The organism is Bradyrhizobium sp. ISRA442 (genome assembly GCF_038085055.1).
Taxonomy (GTDB): Bacteria; Pseudomonadota; Alphaproteobacteria; order Rhizobiales; family Xanthobacteraceae; genus Bradyrhizobium.
The window spans coordinates 273,127-292,606 of the sequence record NZ_JALGCN010000009.1; the positions used below are offsets into that span (position 1 = coordinate 273,127).

17 protein-coding genes are annotated in these 19,480 nt (G+C 64.9%); 15 read left to right on the forward strand and 2 right to left on the reverse strand.

Annotation, left to right across the window (positions count from 1 at the left end):
* Nucleotides 1-92 precede the first annotated feature (92 nt).
* Nucleotides 93-536, forward strand: coding sequence for an SRPBCC family protein (locus MTR72_RS20935; RefSeq protein ID WP_280964901.1), 444 nt, complete (start codon nucleotides 93-95; stop codon nucleotides 534-536).
* Between the two features lie 249 nt (nucleotides 537-785).
* Here MTR72_RS20935 and MTR72_RS20940 read toward each other — a convergent pair whose 3' ends face one another.
* Nucleotides 786-2,117: an Hsp70 family protein gene (locus MTR72_RS20940; protein ID WP_280971025.1), complete on the reverse strand. Its 1,332-nt coding sequence runs from the start codon at nucleotides 2,115-2,117 to the stop codon at nucleotides 786-788.
* A 366-nt stretch (nucleotides 2,118-2,483) separates the two neighbouring features.
* Here MTR72_RS20940 and MTR72_RS20945 point away from each other — a divergent pair, with 366 nt between their 5' ends.
* The 12 genes from MTR72_RS20945 to MTR72_RS21000 all read left to right on the forward strand — a co-directional run bounded on the left by MTR72_RS20945 (nucleotide 2,484) and on the right by MTR72_RS21000 (nucleotide 16,307).
* Entirely contained in the window at nucleotides 2,484-2,621 is a 138-nt protein-coding gene (locus MTR72_RS20945) for a hypothetical protein (protein ID WP_280964902.1), read from the forward strand.
* 246 nt (nucleotides 2,622-2,867) lie between these two features.
* Nucleotides 2,868-4,154 (forward strand): oxalate/formate MFS antiporter, encoded by a 1,287-nt coding sequence (gene oxlT, locus MTR72_RS20950; RefSeq protein ID WP_280964903.1) that lies wholly within the window; start codon nucleotides 2,868-2,870, stop codon nucleotides 4,152-4,154.
* Between the two features lie 260 nt (nucleotides 4,155-4,414).
* Nucleotides 4,415-5,737, forward strand: a complete 1,323-nt coding sequence (gene oxlT / locus MTR72_RS20955; protein WP_280964904.1) for an oxalate/formate MFS antiporter — start codon at nucleotides 4,415-4,417, stop codon at nucleotides 5,735-5,737.
* A 189-nt stretch (nucleotides 5,738-5,926) separates the two neighbouring features.
* On the forward strand, nucleotides 5,927-6,352 hold the full coding sequence (locus tag MTR72_RS20960; protein ID WP_341510885.1) for a CBS domain-containing protein: 426 nt from the start codon (nucleotides 5,927-5,929) through the stop codon (nucleotides 6,350-6,352).
* A gap of 111 nt (nucleotides 6,353-6,463) precedes the next feature.
* Entirely contained in the window at nucleotides 6,464-7,483 is a 1,020-nt protein-coding gene (locus tag MTR72_RS20965) for a 2-dehydropantoate 2-reductase (RefSeq protein ID WP_280964906.1), read from the forward strand.
* Nucleotides 7,483-8,268: a fumarylacetoacetate hydrolase family protein gene (locus MTR72_RS20970; protein WP_280964907.1), complete on the forward strand. Its 786-nt coding sequence runs from the start codon at nucleotides 7,483-7,485 to the stop codon at nucleotides 8,266-8,268. Before MTR72_RS20965 ends, MTR72_RS20970 begins: the two co-directional genes overlap by 1 nt.
* 292 nt (nucleotides 8,269-8,560) lie before the next feature.
* Complete coding sequence (locus MTR72_RS20975; protein WP_445819610.1) at nucleotides 8,561-8,761, forward strand: hypothetical protein; 201 nt, start codon at nucleotides 8,561-8,563, stop codon at nucleotides 8,759-8,761.
* Nucleotides 8,762-8,818: 57 nt separating this feature from the next.
* The gene (locus tag MTR72_RS20980) at nucleotides 8,819-9,472 is read left to right on the forward strand and encodes a hypothetical protein (protein WP_280964909.1); all 654 of its coding nucleotides are present in this window, start codon (nucleotides 8,819-8,821) and stop codon (nucleotides 9,470-9,472) included.
* A 453-nt stretch (nucleotides 9,473-9,925) separates the two neighbouring features.
* On the forward strand, nucleotides 9,926-10,921 hold the full coding sequence (locus MTR72_RS20985) for an NAD(P)H-dependent flavin oxidoreductase (protein ID WP_280964910.1): 996 nt from the start codon (nucleotides 9,926-9,928) through the stop codon (nucleotides 10,919-10,921).
* Between the two features lie 245 nt (nucleotides 10,922-11,166).
* Complete coding sequence (locus MTR72_RS20990) at nucleotides 11,167-12,135, forward strand: zinc-binding dehydrogenase (protein ID WP_280964911.1); 969 nt, start codon at nucleotides 11,167-11,169, stop codon at nucleotides 12,133-12,135.
* Nucleotides 12,136-12,379: 244 nt separating this feature from the next.
* Nucleotides 12,380-13,753, forward strand: a complete 1,374-nt coding sequence (locus MTR72_RS20995; protein WP_280964912.1) for a cation-efflux pump — start codon at nucleotides 12,380-12,382, stop codon at nucleotides 13,751-13,753.
* A gap of 226 nt (nucleotides 13,754-13,979) precedes the next feature.
* On the forward strand, nucleotides 13,980-16,307 hold the full coding sequence (locus MTR72_RS21000; RefSeq protein WP_280964913.1) for a PAS domain-containing sensor histidine kinase: 2,328 nt from the start codon (nucleotides 13,980-13,982) through the stop codon (nucleotides 16,305-16,307).
* 12 nt (nucleotides 16,308-16,319) lie between these two features.
* On the opposite strand, the gene MTR72_RS21005 is transcribed toward MTR72_RS21000, so the two are convergent.
* On the reverse strand, nucleotides 16,320-17,213 hold the full coding sequence (locus MTR72_RS21005; protein WP_280964914.1) for a LysR family transcriptional regulator: 894 nt from the start codon (nucleotides 17,211-17,213) through the stop codon (nucleotides 16,320-16,322).
* Nucleotides 17,214-17,448: 235 nt separating this feature from the next.
* On the opposite strand from MTR72_RS21005, the gene MTR72_RS21010 reads away from it, so the two are divergent.
* Complete coding sequence (locus MTR72_RS21010; protein ID WP_280964915.1) at nucleotides 17,449-17,925, forward strand: formate dehydrogenase subunit gamma; 477 nt, start codon at nucleotides 17,449-17,451, stop codon at nucleotides 17,923-17,925.
* Nucleotides 17,922-19,478, forward strand: coding sequence for a formate dehydrogenase beta subunit (locus MTR72_RS21015; protein ID WP_280964916.1), 1,557 nt, complete (start codon nucleotides 17,922-17,924; stop codon nucleotides 19,476-19,478). The genes MTR72_RS21010 and MTR72_RS21015 overlap by 4 nt, the downstream gene beginning before the upstream one ends.
* Nucleotides 19,479-19,480: the final 2 nt, after the last annotated feature.

A 19,480-nucleotide genomic window follows, 5' to 3' on the forward strand; every position in this document is an offset into this window, starting at 1 on the left:
TCGTGTCGGACCGGCAACGTCTCGTTCGTCCTCGGGGCATGAATGGGCGATCATCGTCAACGCCGCGCCCATCAATGAAAGGATGAACGAGCATGCCCAGCACCGTACGCCTGCACCGCGTCTTGGCGACCAGCCCGGAGAAAGTCTATCGCGCCTTCCTCGAGGCGGACGCGCTGGCGAAATGGCTTCCGCCCAATGGCTTTGCCTGCACGGTCCATCACCTCGAGCCCAGGGTCGGCGGCACCTTCAGAATGTCGTTCCGGAACTTCACGACGGGCAACAGCCACGCGTTTGGCGGCGAATATGTCGAGCTCGTTCCGGGTGAACGGCTGCGCTATACCGACAAATTCGAGGACCCCAATCTGCCCGGCGAAATTCAGGTGACCGTGACGCTGAAGAAAGTCTCTGTCGGCACCGAGCTGGACGTTACGCAGGCGGGCATCCCGGACGTCATCCCGCCCGAGGCTTGCTATCTCGGCTGGCAGGAGTCGCTGCGGAATCTCGCAAGGCTCGTCGAGCCCGAGATCAAGCAGTAACAAGAGCGCCGGATCAGCGGGCCATGCAGCCGCTTCAAAGAGCTCGGTGTCGTCCCCGCCCAGGCGGGGACCCATAACCCCGGGCAATCGTTGTGGCGCGGGATATGGGCCACCGATCTTCGCCAAACACGATCCTGGGGTTATGGGTCCCGGGCTCGCGCTATGCGCGCCCCGGGACGACGATGTTCTCTATCAAATGCGGAAGCCCTGCTCTGCTTGGCATCCGTCGGCAGCCCGCCTGACCGTGGGCTACGCGCCCGCCCTCGCCTTGAGTCCACCGGCCGCGGTCCAGCGGTCCGGGTCGGGACTGTGTCCGATCAGGGCGAGGCCGTAGGCGATCGACTCGAACTGGTCTCCCGACATCAGCCGTTCGTTGCCGAACCGGTCGGCGAACAGCCGCCGGACGGCGGGCACGAAGGAGGTCCCGCCGGTCAAAAACACCTTTTCCACCTCGCGCGCGGTGATGCCGGCCTCGCCCAGCACCTTGTCGATGGTGGCCCCTAGCCGGGCGATATCGTCGGCGATCCAGGCTTCGAAGTTTTTCCGCGTGATGGCTGCGCCAATCTCGACCCCGCCGCCCTTGAAGCGGAAGTCCACCTGATCCCGGGCCGACAGCGCGACCTTGGCATCGGACACTGCGCGGTACAGCGAAAAGCCGAGGTCGAGGTCGACGATGGTGATGAAGTCGTGGAGCGGAGCCGGCTTCAGCGCGGTGCGTGCAAGCTCCCGCAGTTCGCGCAACTCGCCGCTGCTCTTCATCATCGCGAGTTGATGCCAGCGCGCGAGGTTCGTGTAGTAGCTGTTGGGGAGCGGCAGCACCTTGTCGAAGGAGCGGAAGCTCGAGCCTTTTCCCAGCCGCGGCGAGACGACGTGGTCGACGATGCGATAGTCGAACGTGTCGCCCGCGATGCCGATGCCGGCATGGCCGAGCGGCTCGGCGCGCAAGCTGCCGCCTGCGCGCGAGAAACGCATCACCGAGAAATCGCTGGTGCCGCCGCCGAAATCGGCAACCAAGACGGTGGCATCGCGCTCCAGCCGGCGGGCGAACGAGAACGCGGCGCCCACGGGCTCATAGACATAGCGCGCGTGGCCGGCGCCCAGGCGTTCGAATGCGGCCCGATAGCGCTGCATCGCCAGCGCCTCGTCGGGATTGCCACCGGCGAAACGCACGGGGCGGCCGACCACGATGTTTGCCGCATCGAAGCCGAACCTGTCTCCACCATGGCGCGCCAGCGTTCGCAGAAACGCCGCGAGAATGTCCTCGAAGCGGTAGCGCTGCCGGAACACCTGGGTGGAATTGAAGCTGCTACTTGCAGCGAAGGTCTTGAACGACTGGAGGAAGCGGTAGACGTGGCGTCCTTCGAGAAACTGCTCGATCGCCCACGGGCCGCCTTCGGCCAGGGCTCCACTTCCCGGCCGGTCCTCCCAGAAGCACAGGGCCGACACGTAGACGCTGTGCCGTTGTCCGCCATGATCGAAGCGAATGGCTTCGACCCGGCGGTCGTCCGACGCGAGCGCGACGACCGTATTGCTGGTCCCAAAATCAATGCCGATCGAGACGGCGGACGAGGCGCTCGACATGAACCACTCTGACAGATGCTTGGAAAAAGGGGGCAGACCACTAGCGGCTTTGGATTGCCCTGCCAAGACCCCGGTCCAGTGTGGCCCCGTCGGAATTCGCCGCCGCGGTGGCGCCGGGTCCGCCTCAGGCGGAACAGTGCGCCCCACCTCCACGTCTTGCTGCGACCGGGGAAGGCATTCACCTCGTTTCGGCGGCTTTCTCGTAATTTTAAACCCGGAATGGCCCCTTTAACGGACCATTATGCTGCAATGCGGTAGATCGCATGCTGCTATGCAATGCCGTGCATGGACTCTGGCATCTGGTATACATAGATTGCCCTTCGAAATGAGACAGCAATACCGACCGTCTCGAGAAAGGGAACTCCGATGTCCAAGACCGCTTCCGTTGCGCTCCAGCCTACCTCTTCGCTGCTCGCCCGCCTGATCGCCACCTTCGATCGCCTCCTGATGGCCAGCGCCGAGATCTCCAACCGCAACGGCGACCAGCCCCGCTTCGGCCTGTAAGCATTCGCCTTTCCCGCATTGCGATAAGGCGGCGCGGGTTTCAAAACCGTCGATATGCTACTTTTGATGAATGGCCCCGCACGACGGGGCCATCTCTATTTGTGCTGTCCCGAGTCACAACCGCAGCCGGGAAGGCCTGCGGCATTTGCGCACGGTGACCGGACCGGCGCTTGAACCCTTGGCATAATGAATACAAGAATGCCGTCCCAGCGCTCGCAAGAAATTAGAGGCGCCTCGGGAGGTTTTATGACGGACATGGTGCAGGCAACGGCCCCCACGGCCGGACGCGTAAGCGACACCTATCGCTGGGCTCAGTTGGCAATCGGCGTCGCGGCGATGGTGATGATCGCCAACTATCAATACGGCTGGACGTTCTTCGTCCCCGACATCCAGAAAACTTTCGGTTGGGATCGTGCCTCGATCCAGTGGGCCTTCACGCTGTTCGTTCTGTTCGAGACCTGGCTCGTGCCGGTCGAAGGATGGTTCGTCGACAAATACGGCCCGCGCATCGTCGTGCTGGTCGGCGGCGTGCTCTGCGCGCTCGGCTGGGTGATCAACGCCAAGGCCACCTCGCTCAACGGCTACTATCTCGGCATGATCATCGCGGGCATCGGCGCCGGCGGCGTCTATGGCACCTGCGTCGGCAACGCGCTGAAATGGTTTCCCGACAAGCGCGGTCTTGCCGCCGGCATCACGGCCGCGGGCTTCGGTGCGGGCTCCGCACTCACCGTTGCGCCGATCCAGGCCATGATCAAGGATAGCGGCTTCCAGTCCACCTTCCTGTTTTTCGGTCTCGGCCAGGGCATCATCGTCTGCATCCTCGCCTTCTTCCTGATTGCGCCAAAGGCAGGACAAACGCCGGCCGCCGTGCAGAACGCTACGCTGCAGCAGACCCGGCGCAACTACCAGCCGACCGAAGTGCTGCGTCAGCCGATCTTCTGGCTGATGTACTTCATGTTCGTGATCGTCGGCGCCGGCGGCTTGATGGTGACGGCGAACCTGAAGCCGATCGCGGTCGACTGGAAGGTCGACGCCGTTCCGGTCACGCTGATCGGCATGACCATGACGGCGGTGACGTTCGCGGCGACGATCGACCGCGTGCTCAACGGCCTGACGCGTCCGTTCTTCGGCTGGATCTCCGACATGATCGGTCGCGAGAATACGATGTTTCTCGCCTTCGGCATGGAGGGTATCGGCATCTACGCGCTGTATTTGCTCGGGCACGATCCAGTATGGTTCGTGATCCTTTCGGGCTTCGTGTTCTTCGCCTGGGGTGAGATCTACTCGCTGTTCCCCTCGACCTGCACCGACACGTTCGGCGCGAAGTTCGCCACGACCAATGCCGGCCTGCTCTACACCGCAAAAGGCACCGCCGCGCTACTGGTGCCGATCGCGAACCTGATGCAGCAGACCTCGGGCCATTGGGACAACGTGTTCATCATCGCGGCTGGCGCCAACATCCTGGCTTCGCTGCTCGCGATCCTGGTGCTGAAACCCTGGCGCAAGACGGTGGTCGCGCGATCGACCGTCTGATACGCCTTCAAAGAAGCTTCGCTCGACGCGCCCGGCCCTTGTGGCCGGGCGTTTTCGTTTTGGCCGAAGATCATCCAATTCCGCAAAACCGAAGGGAACCGCGCATTTTCCTGCCCCCTGGAGCAAGTTAGGACTTGCATTCTGGGATATGGTATACCAAGGTGCGCGCCGCGCTTGCGACGATAAGCCACAACATTTGCGACATCAGGTCATCTTGGCAACCTGGTTCGCCACCAGACAGGCGCATTGGGAGGTTGTTGATGATTTCCAGCACCGAGGGCGCTGTCACCGCCGCGCCCCTTCGTACCGGCTTCCGTTGGCTCCAGCTCGTCATGGGCATCGTCTGCATGGCGATGATCGCCAACCTGCAATATGGCTGGACGCTGTTCGTCGATCCGATCGACGCGGCCCACCATTGGGGACGCGCTGCGATCCAGCTCGCCTTCACCATCTTCGTCGTCACCGAGACCTGGCTCGTACCGGTCGAGGCGTGGTTCGTCGACAAGTACGGCCCGCGCATCGTCATCATGTTTGGCGGCGTGATGATCGCGCTCTCATGGATTCTCAATTCCTACGCCAACAGCCTCACCCTGCTCTACGCGGCCGCGATCATCGGCGGCGTGGGCGCCGGCGCGGTGTACGGCACCTGTGTCGGCAACGCGCTGAAGTGGTTTCCGGACCGCCGCGGCCTTGCAGCCGGCGCGACCGCCGCGGGCTTTGGCGCAGGCGCTGCGATCACCGTGGTGCCGATCGCGACCATGATCGCATCGAGCGGCTATCAGAACGCGTTCTTCACCTTCGGCATCGGCCAGGGCCTGATCGTCTTCGTGCTCGCCTTCTTCATCCAGCCGCCGCGCATCGCGATCCCGCCGAAGAAGAAGCAGCTCAACCTGCCGCAGACCAAGATCGACTTCACCCCGCCGCAGGTGCTGCGCAGCCCTATTTTCTGGGTGATGTATCTCGTCTTCGTCATGGTCGCCTCCGGTGGCCTGATGACCGCGGCGCAGATCGCCCCGATCGCGCACGACTTCAAGATCGCCAATACGCCGGTGACGCTCGCCGGCTTCCAGATGGCGGCGCTGACCTTCGCGATCTCGCTCGACCGCATCTTCGACGGCTTCGGCCGCCCGTTCTTCGGCTTTGTCTCCGACACGATCGGCCGCGAGCACACCATGTTCATCGCGTTCGGCACGGCTGCCTTGATGCTGCTGACGCTGTCGGCCTACGGTCACATTCCGGTGGTGTTCGTGCTGGCGACCGCGGTTTACTTCGGCGTGTTCGGCGAGATCTACTCGCTATTCCCGGCAACCTGCGGCGACACCTTTGGCTCGAAGTTCGCCACCACCAACAACGGCATGCTCTACACCGCGAAGGGCACCGCGTCGCTGCTGGTGCCGCTGGCGAGCGTGATCTCGGCGACCTACGGCTGGAAGGCCGTGTTCGTGGTCGCGGTGGCGCTGAACGCCACGGCCGCGCTGATGGCACTGTTCGTGATCAAGCCGCTGCGCCGCTCCTTCATCCTCGGCAAGGAAGCCGAGAGCGCCGATACCGCGACGAGCACCGCAAAGACCGAGACGGCGTAGCGACCACACGCCTTTTGCATCGGTCGGAAAGGGGCGCTGCACGGCGCCCCTTTTCTTTTGCCCCGCGCTCGCGCGCGAAAACGTCAATATTGCTGCCGCAAGATTTTTCGGATCAACCAAATCCAGCGCTTGACGCTTGGCATAATGTATACCAGAATTTCACCCATACATTCACCCAGGGAGGTTGCAATGCTGGTCGGAGACATTCTGCGCAAGAAGACGTCGCGCGTTGTGACGGTGCGGATGAACGAGACGGTGGGTATCGCCGCCAAGCTGATGCGCGCCAACAACATCAGCGCGCTGGTGGTCAAGGACGTCGTCCGCTCGGAAGGCAACACCGCGGTCGGCATGTTCACCGAGCGTGACGTGGTGCGCGCCATCGCCGAGCACGGCGCGAACGGTGTCAACATCAAGGTCTCGCAGCTCGTCTCGGTGCAGCAGCTCGTCTCCTGCACATCGAGCGACACGATCGAGCACGTCCGTCACCTGATGAACCGGCACCACATCCGCCACCTGCCGGTGATCGACGATTACAGCCTCGTCTCGGTCATCAGCATGCGCGACATTGCGGCCGCCGTCGACGAAGCCGCCAACTCTACGTCGCAAGCGGCCTAGAGCCGCCGCACCATTCCCCTGTGACTTCCGGCCCCGGCTCGGATCTGTCCGAGCCGGACCGGGCCTTGTCGTGCCCAGAAAACCCGTTCCTGCTCCCCTCGCGAGGATTTCATGAAGATCTGCATCTACGGCGCCGGCGCGATCGGCGGATATCTCGGTGTTCAGCTCGCGCGCGCAGGCGCCGACGTCAGCCTGGTCGCGCGCGGTGCCCATCTCGCCGCGATGCGCGAACGCGGTCTCACGCTGCTCGCCGGCGGCGAGGAACATGTCGTGCATCCCCGCTGCACCGACAACGCCGCCGAGCTCGGCGTGCAGGACTACGTCATCATCACGCTGAAGGCACATTCGATCACCGGCGTGATCGAGAAGATGCAGCCGCTGCTCGGACCGCACACCCGCATCATCACCGCGGTCAACGGCATCCCCTATTGGTACTTCTACAAGCACGGCGGGCAATACGAGAACTCGACGCTGGAGAGCATCGACGCCGGCGGCCGGCAGTGGCGCGAGCTCGGACCCGAACGCGCCATCGGCTGCATCGTCTATCCCGCGACCGAGATCGAGGCGCCCGGTGTGATCCGCCACGTCTACGGCAACAATTTTCCGCTCGGCGAGCCCTCCGGCGAGATCACGTCGGACGTGCAGCGCCTCGCCGATCTCTTCGTCGAAGCCGGCATGAAAGCGCCCGTTCTCGACAACATCCGCGACGAGATCTGGCTAAAGCTCTGGGGCAACGTCTGCTTCAACCCGATCAGCGCGCTCACCCACGCAACCCTCGACGTGATCTGCACCGATCCCGCCACCCGCGCGCTGTCGCGCGCGATCATGCTGGAGGCGCAGACCATCGCCGAGACCTTTGGCGTCAAATTCCGCGTCGACGTCGAGCGCCGCATCGAGGGCGCCCGCAAGGTCGGCGCGCACAAGACCTCGATGCTGCAGGACCTCGAGCGCGGCCGCCCGATGGAGATCGACCCGCTCGTGACCGTGGTCCAGGAGATGGGCCGCCTGACCGGCATCGCCACGCCCGCGCTCGACTCGGTGCTGGCAATGGTCACCCAGCGCGCCCGCATCGCAGGCCTCTATGACGGCGTCTCCGCGCCGACCGATCCTCGCGCGCTGGCGGTGGCGTGATGGCTGGCGCGGTGACCAAATGGCTGCGCTTCCGCCATGGCGGCGCGACCGGCTTCGGCACGCTGACGCCATCAGGCATCAGCGTGCATGACGGCGAGATGTTCGGCCGCAATGCGCCGAACGGCAAGACGCTGGCGCTGACCGAGGTCGAGCTGTTCGCTCCTTGCGCGCCCAGCAAGATCGTCGCGCTGTGGAATAATTTTCATGCGCTCGCGGCCAAGCTCAACCAGCCCGAGCCGCCGGAGCCGCTCTATCTCTTGAAGGCCACCACCAGTGTCGCCGCGCCCGGCGCGGTGATCCGCCGTCCCTCCTATTACGACGGCAAGACGACCTATGAGGGCGAGCTCGGCATCGTCGTCGGCAAGACCTGCGCGCGCGTCTCCCCGGCCGAGGCCGGCGCCTTCATCTTCGGCTACACCTGCGTCAACGACATCACCGCCAACGACATCCTGACCCGCGATCCCACCTTCGCCCAATGGGCGCGCGCCAAGGGCATCGACGATTACGGCCCGTTCGGCCCGGTGATCGCGACCGGCCTCGATCCAGCAAAGCTCGTGGTGCGCACCATCCTCAACGGCGCGGAGCGGCAGAACTATCCGATATCGGACATGATCTTCAGCGCGCAGGAGCTGGTCAGCAAGATCTCGCACGACATGACGCTGCTGCCCGGCGACCTCATCGCCGTCGGCACGTCCGTTGGCGTCGGCGTGATGAAGGAGCCGGTGAATACGGTGACGGTCGCGATCGAGGGTATCGGCGAGCTGACCAACGAGTTTCGGCTGTAGCCGCGACGGCGGAGAATTCTACCGTCATTATCGCGCCCTCTCCTCCTCGTCATGGCCGGGCTTGTCCCGGGCATGACGTGCTTACGACGGGCCGTCAAAAAGGACGGCGCAGCAAGGACTGAACCATCCTGCATGCTGCGCAGAAGCCACACCTCCCGCTCGCCGGACATATGCCGCCAACATGTCCCGCGGGCGCCGCACTGTGGACGCATTCCGACGCCCATCTGTGTGGCGTGTCTGGGGGGCACGGCAGGTCATGCCCGTGCTTGGACTAACCTTCAGGGGAGTCACTGTGAAGAAGATTGTATTTGTCGTGGGCGCAACGCTTGCCCTGGTGACGGTCGCGAACGCCGCGGATTTGCCGCGTCGGCAGCCCGTGCCCGTCTATCCGCAGCAGGGGCCGGCTCCGATCGGCAAGATGCCGATTGGCAAGAGCCCGGTTGGCAAAGCCCCGATCGGCAAGGCGCCCGGCCCGGTCGCGGCGCGCTACTGACGCGCCGGCATTGCAGCGCTCAATCTGAGTGAACGGCCGACAGTCGAGGGGCAGAGCGTGACGAACAAGTCTTATCGACCGGGATCCTGCCTGATCGCGGGGTTGGCCCTCGCGGCCATGATCTCGTGCACGATGCCATCGGTTTCGGCCCACGAAGCGAACAAGCGCATCGCCGATGCGAATGCGCTTGTCTCGAACGACCCCGGATCGCAGCCGGCACCGCAATCGACGAGACGCTCTGTCGCGCGAGCGGAGAAAGGCCCCTACTACGTCGATTTCCGTGCCCGTACGGCCGCGAGCTGGGGCCACGCCTTCGTCTGGTACGGCAAGACCAGCGAGCGCGCCGTCGAGGTCGCGGGCCTCACGCCGGCCGGCGACACGTTCGCCTACGTGCTCGGCCACCTCACCTGGGTGCCCTCCGAGACCGGCGCGAGCTATGGCGATCTCGATCCGGAGTATTTGACCGCGAGCTATCGCGTCTACCTGAACGAAGCCGACGCCAAGCGCGTGTTTGCCTATATCAAGCACTTGCAGGCCACGTCGCCGGTCTGGAATGCCGAGACCACCAACTGTACCGGCTTCATCGGCGACATCGCGGAGTTCATGGGATTGAAGGTCCCCTACCGCTGGCAGCGCCCGGAAAACTTCGTCAACCGCCTCAAGGAAATGAACGGCGGCCGCCAGATCGTGCGCCTGTCGGCGGAGCAGTAGCTTTCGACGCGCAGCCCGGATCGAGCGCAGCGAAATCCGGGACCGGCATCGCCCGCTGCACGCGCACCCCGGATTACGCTTCGCTCCATCCGGGCTACGCATCGCAAAAGTCTTTCCGCCTCCCAATCACCTCTCGCTGTCATTGCCCGCGCAGGCGGGCAATCCAGTATTCCAGAGGCAGCGCAAGGATAGGGAGAAGCCGCGGCGTACTGGATACCCCGCCTTCGCGGGGTATGACGACGGAGTGTGGGAAAACGTTTTGCCCATCGTCGCGCAAACACCTGCCCGACCGACACCAATGCCCGCCCCACGGAATCACCCTCACCCCTCGCATGATCGCCCTGCCCGCACCGCACGGCGCGGCAATAGACTTTTGCCGACCCGGGCGGCATCCTGCCGCGGACATCAACCGATAGAAGAGCCTGCGACATGCGCGGGCGGGGGGAACAGATCATGTTGCAGACACGGTTCACCAAGCTCGTCGGCGTCGAGCACCCGATCGTCCAGGGCGGCATGCAATGGGTCGGACGCGCGGAGCTGGTTGCGGCCGTCGCCAACGCCGGCGCGCTCGGCTTCATCACCGCGCTGACGCAACCGACGCCAGAGGATCTGACCAAGGAGATCGCGCGCTGCCGCGACCTCACCGACAAGCCGTTCGGCGTCAATCTCACCATCCTGCCCGCGATCAAGCCACCGCCCTACGCCGAATACCGTGCCGCCATCATCGAGAGCGGCATCAAGGTGGTCGAGACCGCCGGCAACAAGCCACAGGAGCATGTCGACGAGTTCAAGAAGCACGGCGTCAAGGTGGTGCACAAATGCACCAGCGTCCGCCACGCGCTCTCGGCCGAGCGCATGGGTGTCGATGCGATCTCGATCGACGGGTTCGAATGCGCCGGTCACCCCGGCGAGGACGACACGCCCGGCCTGATCCTGATTCCGGCCGCCGCCAACAAGATCAAGATCCCGATGATCGCCTCCGGCGGGTTTGCCGATGCGCGCGGCCTCGTCGCGGCGCTGGCGCTGGGAGCCGACGGCATCAACATGGGTACCCGCTTCATGGCGACGAAGGAAAGCCCTATCCACCAGCTCATCAAGGAGAAGATCGTCGCCAATGATGAGCGCGAGACCGAGCTGATCTTCCGCACCATGCGCAATACCTCGCGCGTCGCCAGGAATGCGGTCTCCACCAAGGTCGTCGCGATGGAGAAGGAAGGCGCCAAGTTCGAGGACATCCGCGAGCTCGTCGCAGGCGCCCGTGGCAAGATGGTCTATGCCACCGGCAATTCCGACGAGGGCATCTGGTCGGCCGGCCAGGTTCAGGGCCTGATCCAGGACATCCCGACCTGCGCCGAGCTGGTCTCCCGCATCGTGCGCGAGGCGGAGACCATCATCAGGAACAGGCTGGAAGGCATGATCGTTAGCAAACAACTTGAAGCAGCAGAGTAGGTCCCTGCAACAATCGGAGCGACGCTGGCCCCGGCGCCGAAGGTGCTCTCCCTCTCCCCGTCCTTACGGCGAGAGGGTCGGGGTGAGGGGCTATCTCCGCGATACCGGTAAGAGTGAGACTCGCGGAAGCTCCCCCTCACCCGGATCGCATCTTCCGATGCGATCCGGCTCTCCCCGCACGCAGCGAGAGGCGAAGTGGCACCGCCGTCGCTTAAACAGGTTTATCAAGCGAGAAAGAGCAATACATGAAGGCTTACGTCTACGGCCCTGATGGCGCTAGGATTTCCGACGTCGCTCAACCTACACCTAAAGGTTCACAGGTGCTGGTTCGCGTCCGCGCCTGCGGGCTGAACCGCGCCGACACCGGCATGCGCAAAGGCCATGCCCATGGCGCTGCCGGCGGCGTCGGCACCGTGCTCGGCATGGAATGGGCTGGCGAAGTCGCTGCGCTCGGCCCGGACGCCAAGGGCGTCAAGATCGGTGACCGCATCATGGGCTCCGGCGCCGCGGCCTTCGCCGAATACACGCTTGCCGATCACGGCCGCCTGTTCCGCGCGCCCTCCAACATGAATTTTGAGGAAGCCGCCAGCCTCCCCGTCGCGCTCGCGACCATGCACAACGCCGTCGTCACGGTCGGCGGCGTGCAGCCCGGGCAAGCCGTGCTGATCCAGGGCGCAAGCTCCGGCGTCGGCCTGATGGCGATGCAGATCGCCAAGCTCAAGGGCGCAAAACTCGTGATCGGTTCGTCGACGGACGCCTATCGCCGCGGCCGGCTGACCGACTACGGCGCGGATCTGGCGATCGACTCCTCCGACCCCGGCTGGGTCGACCAGGTGCTGAAGGCGACGAACGGCGAAGGCGTCGATCTCATTGTCGACCAGGTCTCGGGCAAGGTCGCCAACCAGAACCTCGCCGCGACCAAGGTCAAGGGTCGCATCGTCAATGTCGGCCGGCTCGGCGGCACGCATGCCGACTTCAATTTCGACCTGCACGCGGCCCGCCGCATCAACTACATCGGCGTCACCTTCCGCACCCGCACCATCGAGGAGATTCGCGAGATCTTTGACGAGGTCAGGAAGGACATCTGGGGCGCAGTCGAGTCGCGCAAGCTGCAGCTTCCGATCGACAAGGTGTTTGCGTTCGACGACATCGACAGCGCATTCGAGCACATGGAAGCCAACAAGCATCTGGGGAAGATCGTCGTGACGGTGTGAGCTATGGCCGGGCAAAAGCGCGAAGCGCGTCTTCGCCAAAATGACCCGGCCATCCACGCTGCTGCCGCGCGTGCATGCGGCCAGACGTGGATGCCCGGGACGAGCCCGGGCATGACGGAGTTGGTGGCACTGCTCCCTTGCTCAACTCGGAAGATTTCGCAGCCGACCCGCTCCTGCAACTCACTTGCGACTAGACTTGTGCGCGGCGGCTTGATGTTCGCCTGCGGGCTGCTAAATCCCCGCCATGACCTCCCAGCACAGCAAAACATCGGTCGCAGCGATCTCGATCTTCGCCAGCGGCGGCATGGCGGCGGCCAAGTTCGTGGTCGGGCTCGCTATCGGCTCGCTCGCATTGATCTCGGAAGCCCTGCACTCCTCGATCGACCTGGTCGCGACCATCATCACTTGGGCCGTGGTGCGGGTATCCGACAAGCCCGCGGACGAGGAGCACCATTACGGCCACGGCAAGCTGGAAAGCGTCTCCGCGCTCGGCGTTACCGCCCTGCTCTACGTGCTCGCCGGCGGCATTCTGGTCGAGGCCTATAGCCGCCTGCACGAGGGAACCCCGCCGCCGACCATTTCGGCTGTCCCCTTCGTCGTGCTGGTGATCGACATCGTCGTCAATCTGTGGCGCGCCCGCGCGCTCCACCGTGCGGCGCGGGAGACCCGCAGCCAGGCGCTGGCCGCCGACGCGCTGCATTTCGCTTCCGACGTCATGGGCTCCCTTGCCGTCATTGTCGGCCTGGTCCTCGCCGCCTTCGGCTTCTGGTGGGGCGACGCCGCGGCGGCGGCCGCCGTGGCCGTGATGATCGCGGCGCTCGGCCTGCGCATGGCCGGCTCGACAGTGCAGACGCTGGTCGATCGCGCGCCGGAGGGCGCGCAGGAAAAGGCCACGGCCGCGATCCGCAGCGTCCCCGGCGTGATCGACGTCGAGCGGTTGCGGGTGCGCATGGTCGGGGCGACCACGTTCATCGACACCATCGCCAAGGTACCGCGAACCTATCCGATCGACCGCGTCGAGGACATCAAGCGCAATGCGCAGGCTGCCGTCGGCAAGGCGTTCGGCGATGCCGACCTCACCTTCACGGCAGTCCCCGTCGCGCGCAACAACGAGACCGTGCGCGACCGCATCATGGTGATCGCGCGCAATTCAGGCCTCGCCATCCACCACGTCACGGTGCACGACCTCGGCGCCAAGCTGATCGTCGGCATCGACCTCGAGGTCTACGGCGAGATGCAGCTCGTGGCCGCCCATGACATCGCCAACACGCTGGAGCGCAACATCAAGGAGGAATTCGGCGAGGACGTCGAGGTCGACGTCCATATCGAGCCGCTGGACCCGGAACTGCCGTTCGGCGTCGACGCACCGCCGGAGCGGGTGCAGACGATCGCAGCCGCGCTCGCCGACTATGCGCGCGGCGGAGAGATCCACGACGTGCACAATGTCCGTGTCCGCAACACCGATGCCGGCGAGATCGTCAACTTCCACTGCCGCGCGGCGCCGTCGATGAGCGTGATCAAGGTGCACGAGCAGGTCGACGCGATCGAGCGCGCGCTACGCCGCAACTTCCCGAGCGTGAAGCGCGTGATCAGTCACGCCGAACCGCCGCGCTCATGACGCGACACGCGCAGAGGAGTCACACGTTCTCGTTTCGGACTCGCAGCGCACGCAAGATTGCGTACGCTCGGCGCGCAAACTCTCCATTGGATAAGAATTATTTCGCGTTAACGATTCGTTGACTCTCGACAGGCCGCGAAAACTGGATTCAAATCGCTGTGATTCGGAAGGGTTGTGGGGCTGCTTCCGGACAGTGTTGCAAGCAGGTTTTCAGGGGGCCGAAGGCATGGCGCGCGCAGACGCCGCGAACGCGTGTGCTCAATCCGATTCGATCAAGGGATTGGCGCAGTCGATCGCGAAACCTGCCTACCACCGGCTGCTGATCGCCGAGCCGGCGCTGCGACGCGCCGTGCCCACGCTCATCATCGCCTTCCTCATCACCATCTGCCTTGGCGCCTTCGTGCAAGTCGTCGACCAGACGCGCCAGAAGCGGCAGGTGATGCGACGCGACATCTCCGCGCTGGCCGACCTGCTCGCCGAGCGCATCGACCGCCTCACCTCGTCGCGCATTGAGCGGCTGAAGAACATCGAGAGCCTGCCGACGCTGCTGCCCGATCTGATCCCGTCGTGGGGGACGGCCTCGGGCCGCCACATCATCGTCACCTCGGCCGGCGTCGACCGCCGCATCCTCGCCCGCATTCCCGTCGACACCGACCCGGCCGGCAATGACCGCCTGCTCGATGCGATCACCACGGCGCAGTTGGTGGCGACGCCACCGCGCGACACCAACGTCTCAGAGATGATTCTGCCGAACGGCAACGCCGCGATGACGACGTCGCGGCCGATCCGGTCGCTGCCCGGCACGGTCACCGTGATTCAGGAGCGCAACGAGCCGATCTGGGGCTCCGACGCGGCGCTCTCGGTGACGCTGTCGGCGACCACAGGCTTCGTCGTCCTGATCCTCGGTTTCGCCTTCCACTGGCAGTCGACGCGCGCCCGCGAGGGCGACTTGATCAACGACGCCGTGCGTGGCCGGATCGACACCGCGCTCAACCGCGGCCGCTGCGGCCTGTGGGACTGGGATCTGTCGCGCGGCCGAATCTTCTGGTCGCAGTCGATGTTCTCGATGCTCGGCCTTGACGGCCGCAACGAGCTCCTCACTTTCGGCGAGGTCAATGCGCTGGTGAAGTCCGACGACATCGACCTGTTCGCGATCGCCGACCAGCTCATCTCTGAGAAGATCGACCACATCGACCGGACCTTCCGCATGCAGCACGTCGACGGCCACTGGATCTGGCTGCGCGTCCGCTGCGAAAAGGTGCGCGGGGCGACCGACTCCAGCGTGCACCTGATCGGGATCGCGGTCGACATCACCGAGCAGAAGAGCCTCGCCGAGAAGACCGTCGAAGCCGACCTGCGCCTGCGCGACGCGATCGAGACGATTCCCGAGGCCTTCGTGCTGTGGGACGCCAGCGACCGCCTCGTGCTCTGCAACTCGCACTTCCAGCGCCTGCACAAGCTGCCCGACACCGCCGTGATCCCCGGCACCTCCTACGAGACCGTGCTCGAGGTCGGCCGCATGCCGGAGGTGCGCACCCGCCACAACGAGACAGCAAGCAAGAGCCCGGGCGCGCGCACCTTCGAGGCGCAGCTCGACGACGGAAGCTGGCTGCACATCAGCGAGCGCCGCACCAAGGACGGCGGCTACGTTTCGGTCGGCACCGACATCACCCGCATCAAGGAACACGAGCAGAAGCTCGTCGACAATGATCTGCGCCTGCGCGCCACCGTGATCGACCTGAAGCGTTCGCAGGCGGCGCTGGAGCGCCAGGCGATCGAGCTCGCCGACCTCGCCGAGAAATATCAGCGGGAGAAGACCCGCGCCGAGGAAGCCAACCAGACCAAGTCGAAATTCCTCGCCAATATGAGCCACGAGCTGCGCACGCCGCTGAACGCGATCATCGGCTTCTCCGAGATCATGGGCAGCGGCATGTTCGGCGAGCTCGGCTCCGAGAAGTACCAGGAGTACTGCCAGGATATCCTGACCAGTGGCCACTATCTGCTCGAGGTCATCAACGACATCCTCGACATGTCCAAGATCGAGGCCGGCCGCATGAAGCTCGACATGGAGGATCTCGACCTGTCGCGGACGCTCGCGGAATCCTTAAGGGTCGTCTCGGGCCGGGCCGAGGACAAGAACCTGACGCTCGATGCCGACATCGCGAAATCGATCTCGGTCGTCGCCGACCGCCGCGCCACCAAGCAGATCATCGTCAACCTGCTGTCCAACGCGGTGAAATTCACGCCCGACGGCGGCCGCATCGTCGTGCGCAGCCGCCAGCTCGACGACAGGATCGTGCTGATGATCGCCGACACCGGCATCGGGATCGCGCCGCACTCGCTGGCGCGGTTGGGACGCCCGTTCGAACAGGTCGAAAGTCAGCTCACCAAGACCTATCACGGCTCGGGACTTGGGCTTGCGATCGCGCGCTCGCTGGCACAGCTCCACGGCGGCTCGATGCGGCTGCGATCGAAGATCGACGTCGGCACCGTCGTGCGGGTGACCCTGCCCCGCGACGCCAAGCTGACCGCCCGGATTTCGGCGGCGGCGTGAGGCGCCACTAATTTAGACCTGAAGCCCAGGCGCCACCTCGCGCGCGACGTTGACCAACGCCGCGATCAGCGGCGTCATCGGGTCGCGCTGCGGGATCACCATGCCGATGCTGTAATTGACGTCGGGATCGACGATCGGGATCGAGCGGACGGTATCGGAAAGGCCGAGAGTCTCGGCCAGCTTGGCCGGCATCACGCTCGCCCAGCGTCCGGTCTTGACGTGGGTGAACAGCACGAGCAGCGAATTCGAGGTCAGCGTCGGCGTCGCCTCAGCGCCGACCGAGCGCAGCGCACGGTCGATGATCCGGCGGTTCTGCATGTCGGGCGTCAGTAGGCAGAGCGGCACTTGCCCGACCTCTTTCCAGGTTACCGTCTCGCGGTCGCCGAACATCGCATCCGGCGCGGTCAGGAGACGATAGCTCTCGTTGTAGAGCGGGATGGTGCGCACCCTGCCGATCGGTTCGTTCTCGATATAGGTCAGCCCCGCATCGACCTCGAGATTTTCGAGCAACCCCAGCACTTCGGATGACGTGGTGGACTGGATGCGGAAGCGCACGTCGGGATGCCTGGCGCGGAACGGCGTCGTCAGTGCGGCGACCATGCCGAGCACCGTCGGGATCGCCGCGATGCGTATCTCGCCGGAGAGCTTGTCCTTCAGCGAGTTGATCTCCTGGCGCATCGCGCGCGCATCGCCGACGATCCGCCGCGCCCAATCCAACGCGCGCTCGCCTTCGGGCGTGAAGCCCTGGAAGCGGGAGCCGCGCTGGACCAGCATCACGCCCAGGATCTCCTCAAGCTGCTTCAGCCCGGTCGACATTGTCGGCTGGGTGACACCGCAGGCCTCCGCAGCCCGTCCGAAGTGCCGCTCCTTGGCGAGCGCCAGCAGCAGTTCAAGCTTATCGATCAACCGTCCGTCCCCTTGTCCGTCCCGTTGGGTTTGCGCGTGGCATGCAAGCTAGCACGCCCGGCCTGCACCAACACGCAAAAACCGCCAGCGGATACGAGTTTCATTAGCGTTCCGTATCGACCAATTGCACCCGCCAATCGATCCGAATTCCCGATCGCAGCATGAGACAGCTTTATTGATCTTCGAATGATTCCAAATACTCATGGGGCGTCGGACACCGAGTTGAGAATGAAGAATGACAACGGTCTACGAACCTTGGGACGAAACGCGCGGCGCTGAGATCATCGCCGAACACGCTCAGCAGGAGGGCGCTACGCTGGTCATCCTCCATGCCCTTCAGGAGGCGTTCGGCTACGTGCCGGAGGCGGCGATTCCGATGGTGGCGCAAGCGCTCAACCTGTCGCGCGCCGAGGTGCATGGCGTCTTCACCTTCTATCATGATTTCCGCCACAAGCCGGCCGGCCGTCACGTGCTCAAACTCTGCCGCGCGGAAGCGTGTCAGGCGGCGGGCGGCGATGCGCTGGCTGCGCGCGCCGAGGCGAAGCTCGGCGTGTCGCTCGGCAACACCACGGCGGACGACCGCGTTACGTTGGAGCCGATCTACTGCCTCGGACTGTGCGCGACCGCGCCATCCGCGATGCTCGACGGCCGCCTCGTTGGCCGCCTCGACGAAAAGCGCCTCGACGCGCTGGTCGCGGAGGCACAGCGATGAAAATGCGTCTCTTCGTCTCACGCGATGCCGGTGCGGTCGCCGTTGGCGCCGACGAAGTCGCGCTGACGCTGGAACAGGCTGCGGCCAAGCGCGGCCTTGCTGTCGAGATCATCCGGACCGGCTCGCGCGGCCTGTACTGGCTCGAGCCGATGGTCGAGGTCGCGACCCCGCAGGGCCGGATCGCCTTCGGGCCTGTGACCGATGCCGATGTGCCCTCGCTGCTCGATGCGCTCGCCAACAACACGCCGCATCTGCTGCGGATCGGTGCGACTGACGAGATCCCGTGGCTGAAGCGTCAGACTCGCCTCACCTTCGCCCGCTGCGGCGTGATCGACCCGCGCTCGCTTCACGACTATCGCGCTCATGGCGGCTACAAGGGCCTGGAGCGTGCGCTGTCGCTCGGCTCGGATGCGATCCTCACCGAGGTCACCGCGTCCGGCTTGCGCGGCCGCGGCGGCGCAGGCTTTCCGACCGGCATCAAGTGGAAGACGGTCGCGCAGGCGAAAGCCGATCGCAAGTTCATCGTCTGCAACGCCGACGAAGGCGACAGCGGCACCTTCGCCGACCGCATGATCATGGAAGGCGATCCCTTCCTGGTGATCGAGGGCATGACCATCGCCGCACTCACTGTCGGCGCGACCAAGGGCTACATCTACATCCGCAGCGAATACCCGCACGCGGTCGAAGCGATGAACGCGGCCATCATTGCCGCCAAGCGCGGCGGCTATCTCGGCGCCAATATCGGTGGCTCCACGCAAAGCTTCGATCTCGAGGTGCGAGTCGGCGCCGGCGCCTACGTCTGTGGCGAAGAGACCTCGCTGCTGGAGAGCCTCGAAGGCCGCCGCGGCATCGTGCGCGCAAAGCCGCCGCTGCCGGCGCATCACGGCCTGTTCGGCAAGCCGACGGTGATCAACAACGTTCTGTCGTTCGCCGCCGTCCCCTTCATCCTCGCCGAAGGCGCCAAGGCCTATGCCGACTTCGGCATGGGCCGCTCGCGCGGCACGATGCCGATCCAGCTCGCGGGCAACATCCGCTATGGCGGGCTGTTCGAGACGGCGTTCGGCGTGACGCTCGGCGAGCTCGTCGACGACATCGGCGGTGGCACGTTCACGGGCCGCCCGGTTCGCGCCGTGCAGGTCGGCGGCCCGCTCGGCGCCTATTTCCCGCGCGCGCTGTTCGACACACCGTTCGACTACGAAGCCTTCGCCGCCCGTGACGGCCTGATCGGCCATGGCGGCATCGTCGTGTTCGACGACAGTGTCGACATGCGCAAGCAGGCGCGCTTCGCCATGGAGTTCTGCGCCGTCGAGTCCTGCGGTAAATGCACGCCGTGCCGGATCGGCTCGACCCGCGGCGTCGAGACCATCGAGAAGATCATGCGCGGCGAGCGCGTGATCGAAAACCTCGCGCTGGTCGAAGACCTTTGCAACACCATGAAATTCGGCTCGCTCTGTGCACTCGGCGGCTTCACGCCCTACCCCGTGCTCAGCGCAATGAAGCATTTCCGGGAGGATTTCGCCCCGGCGCCGACCACGCTTCAGGCCGCGGAATAGGA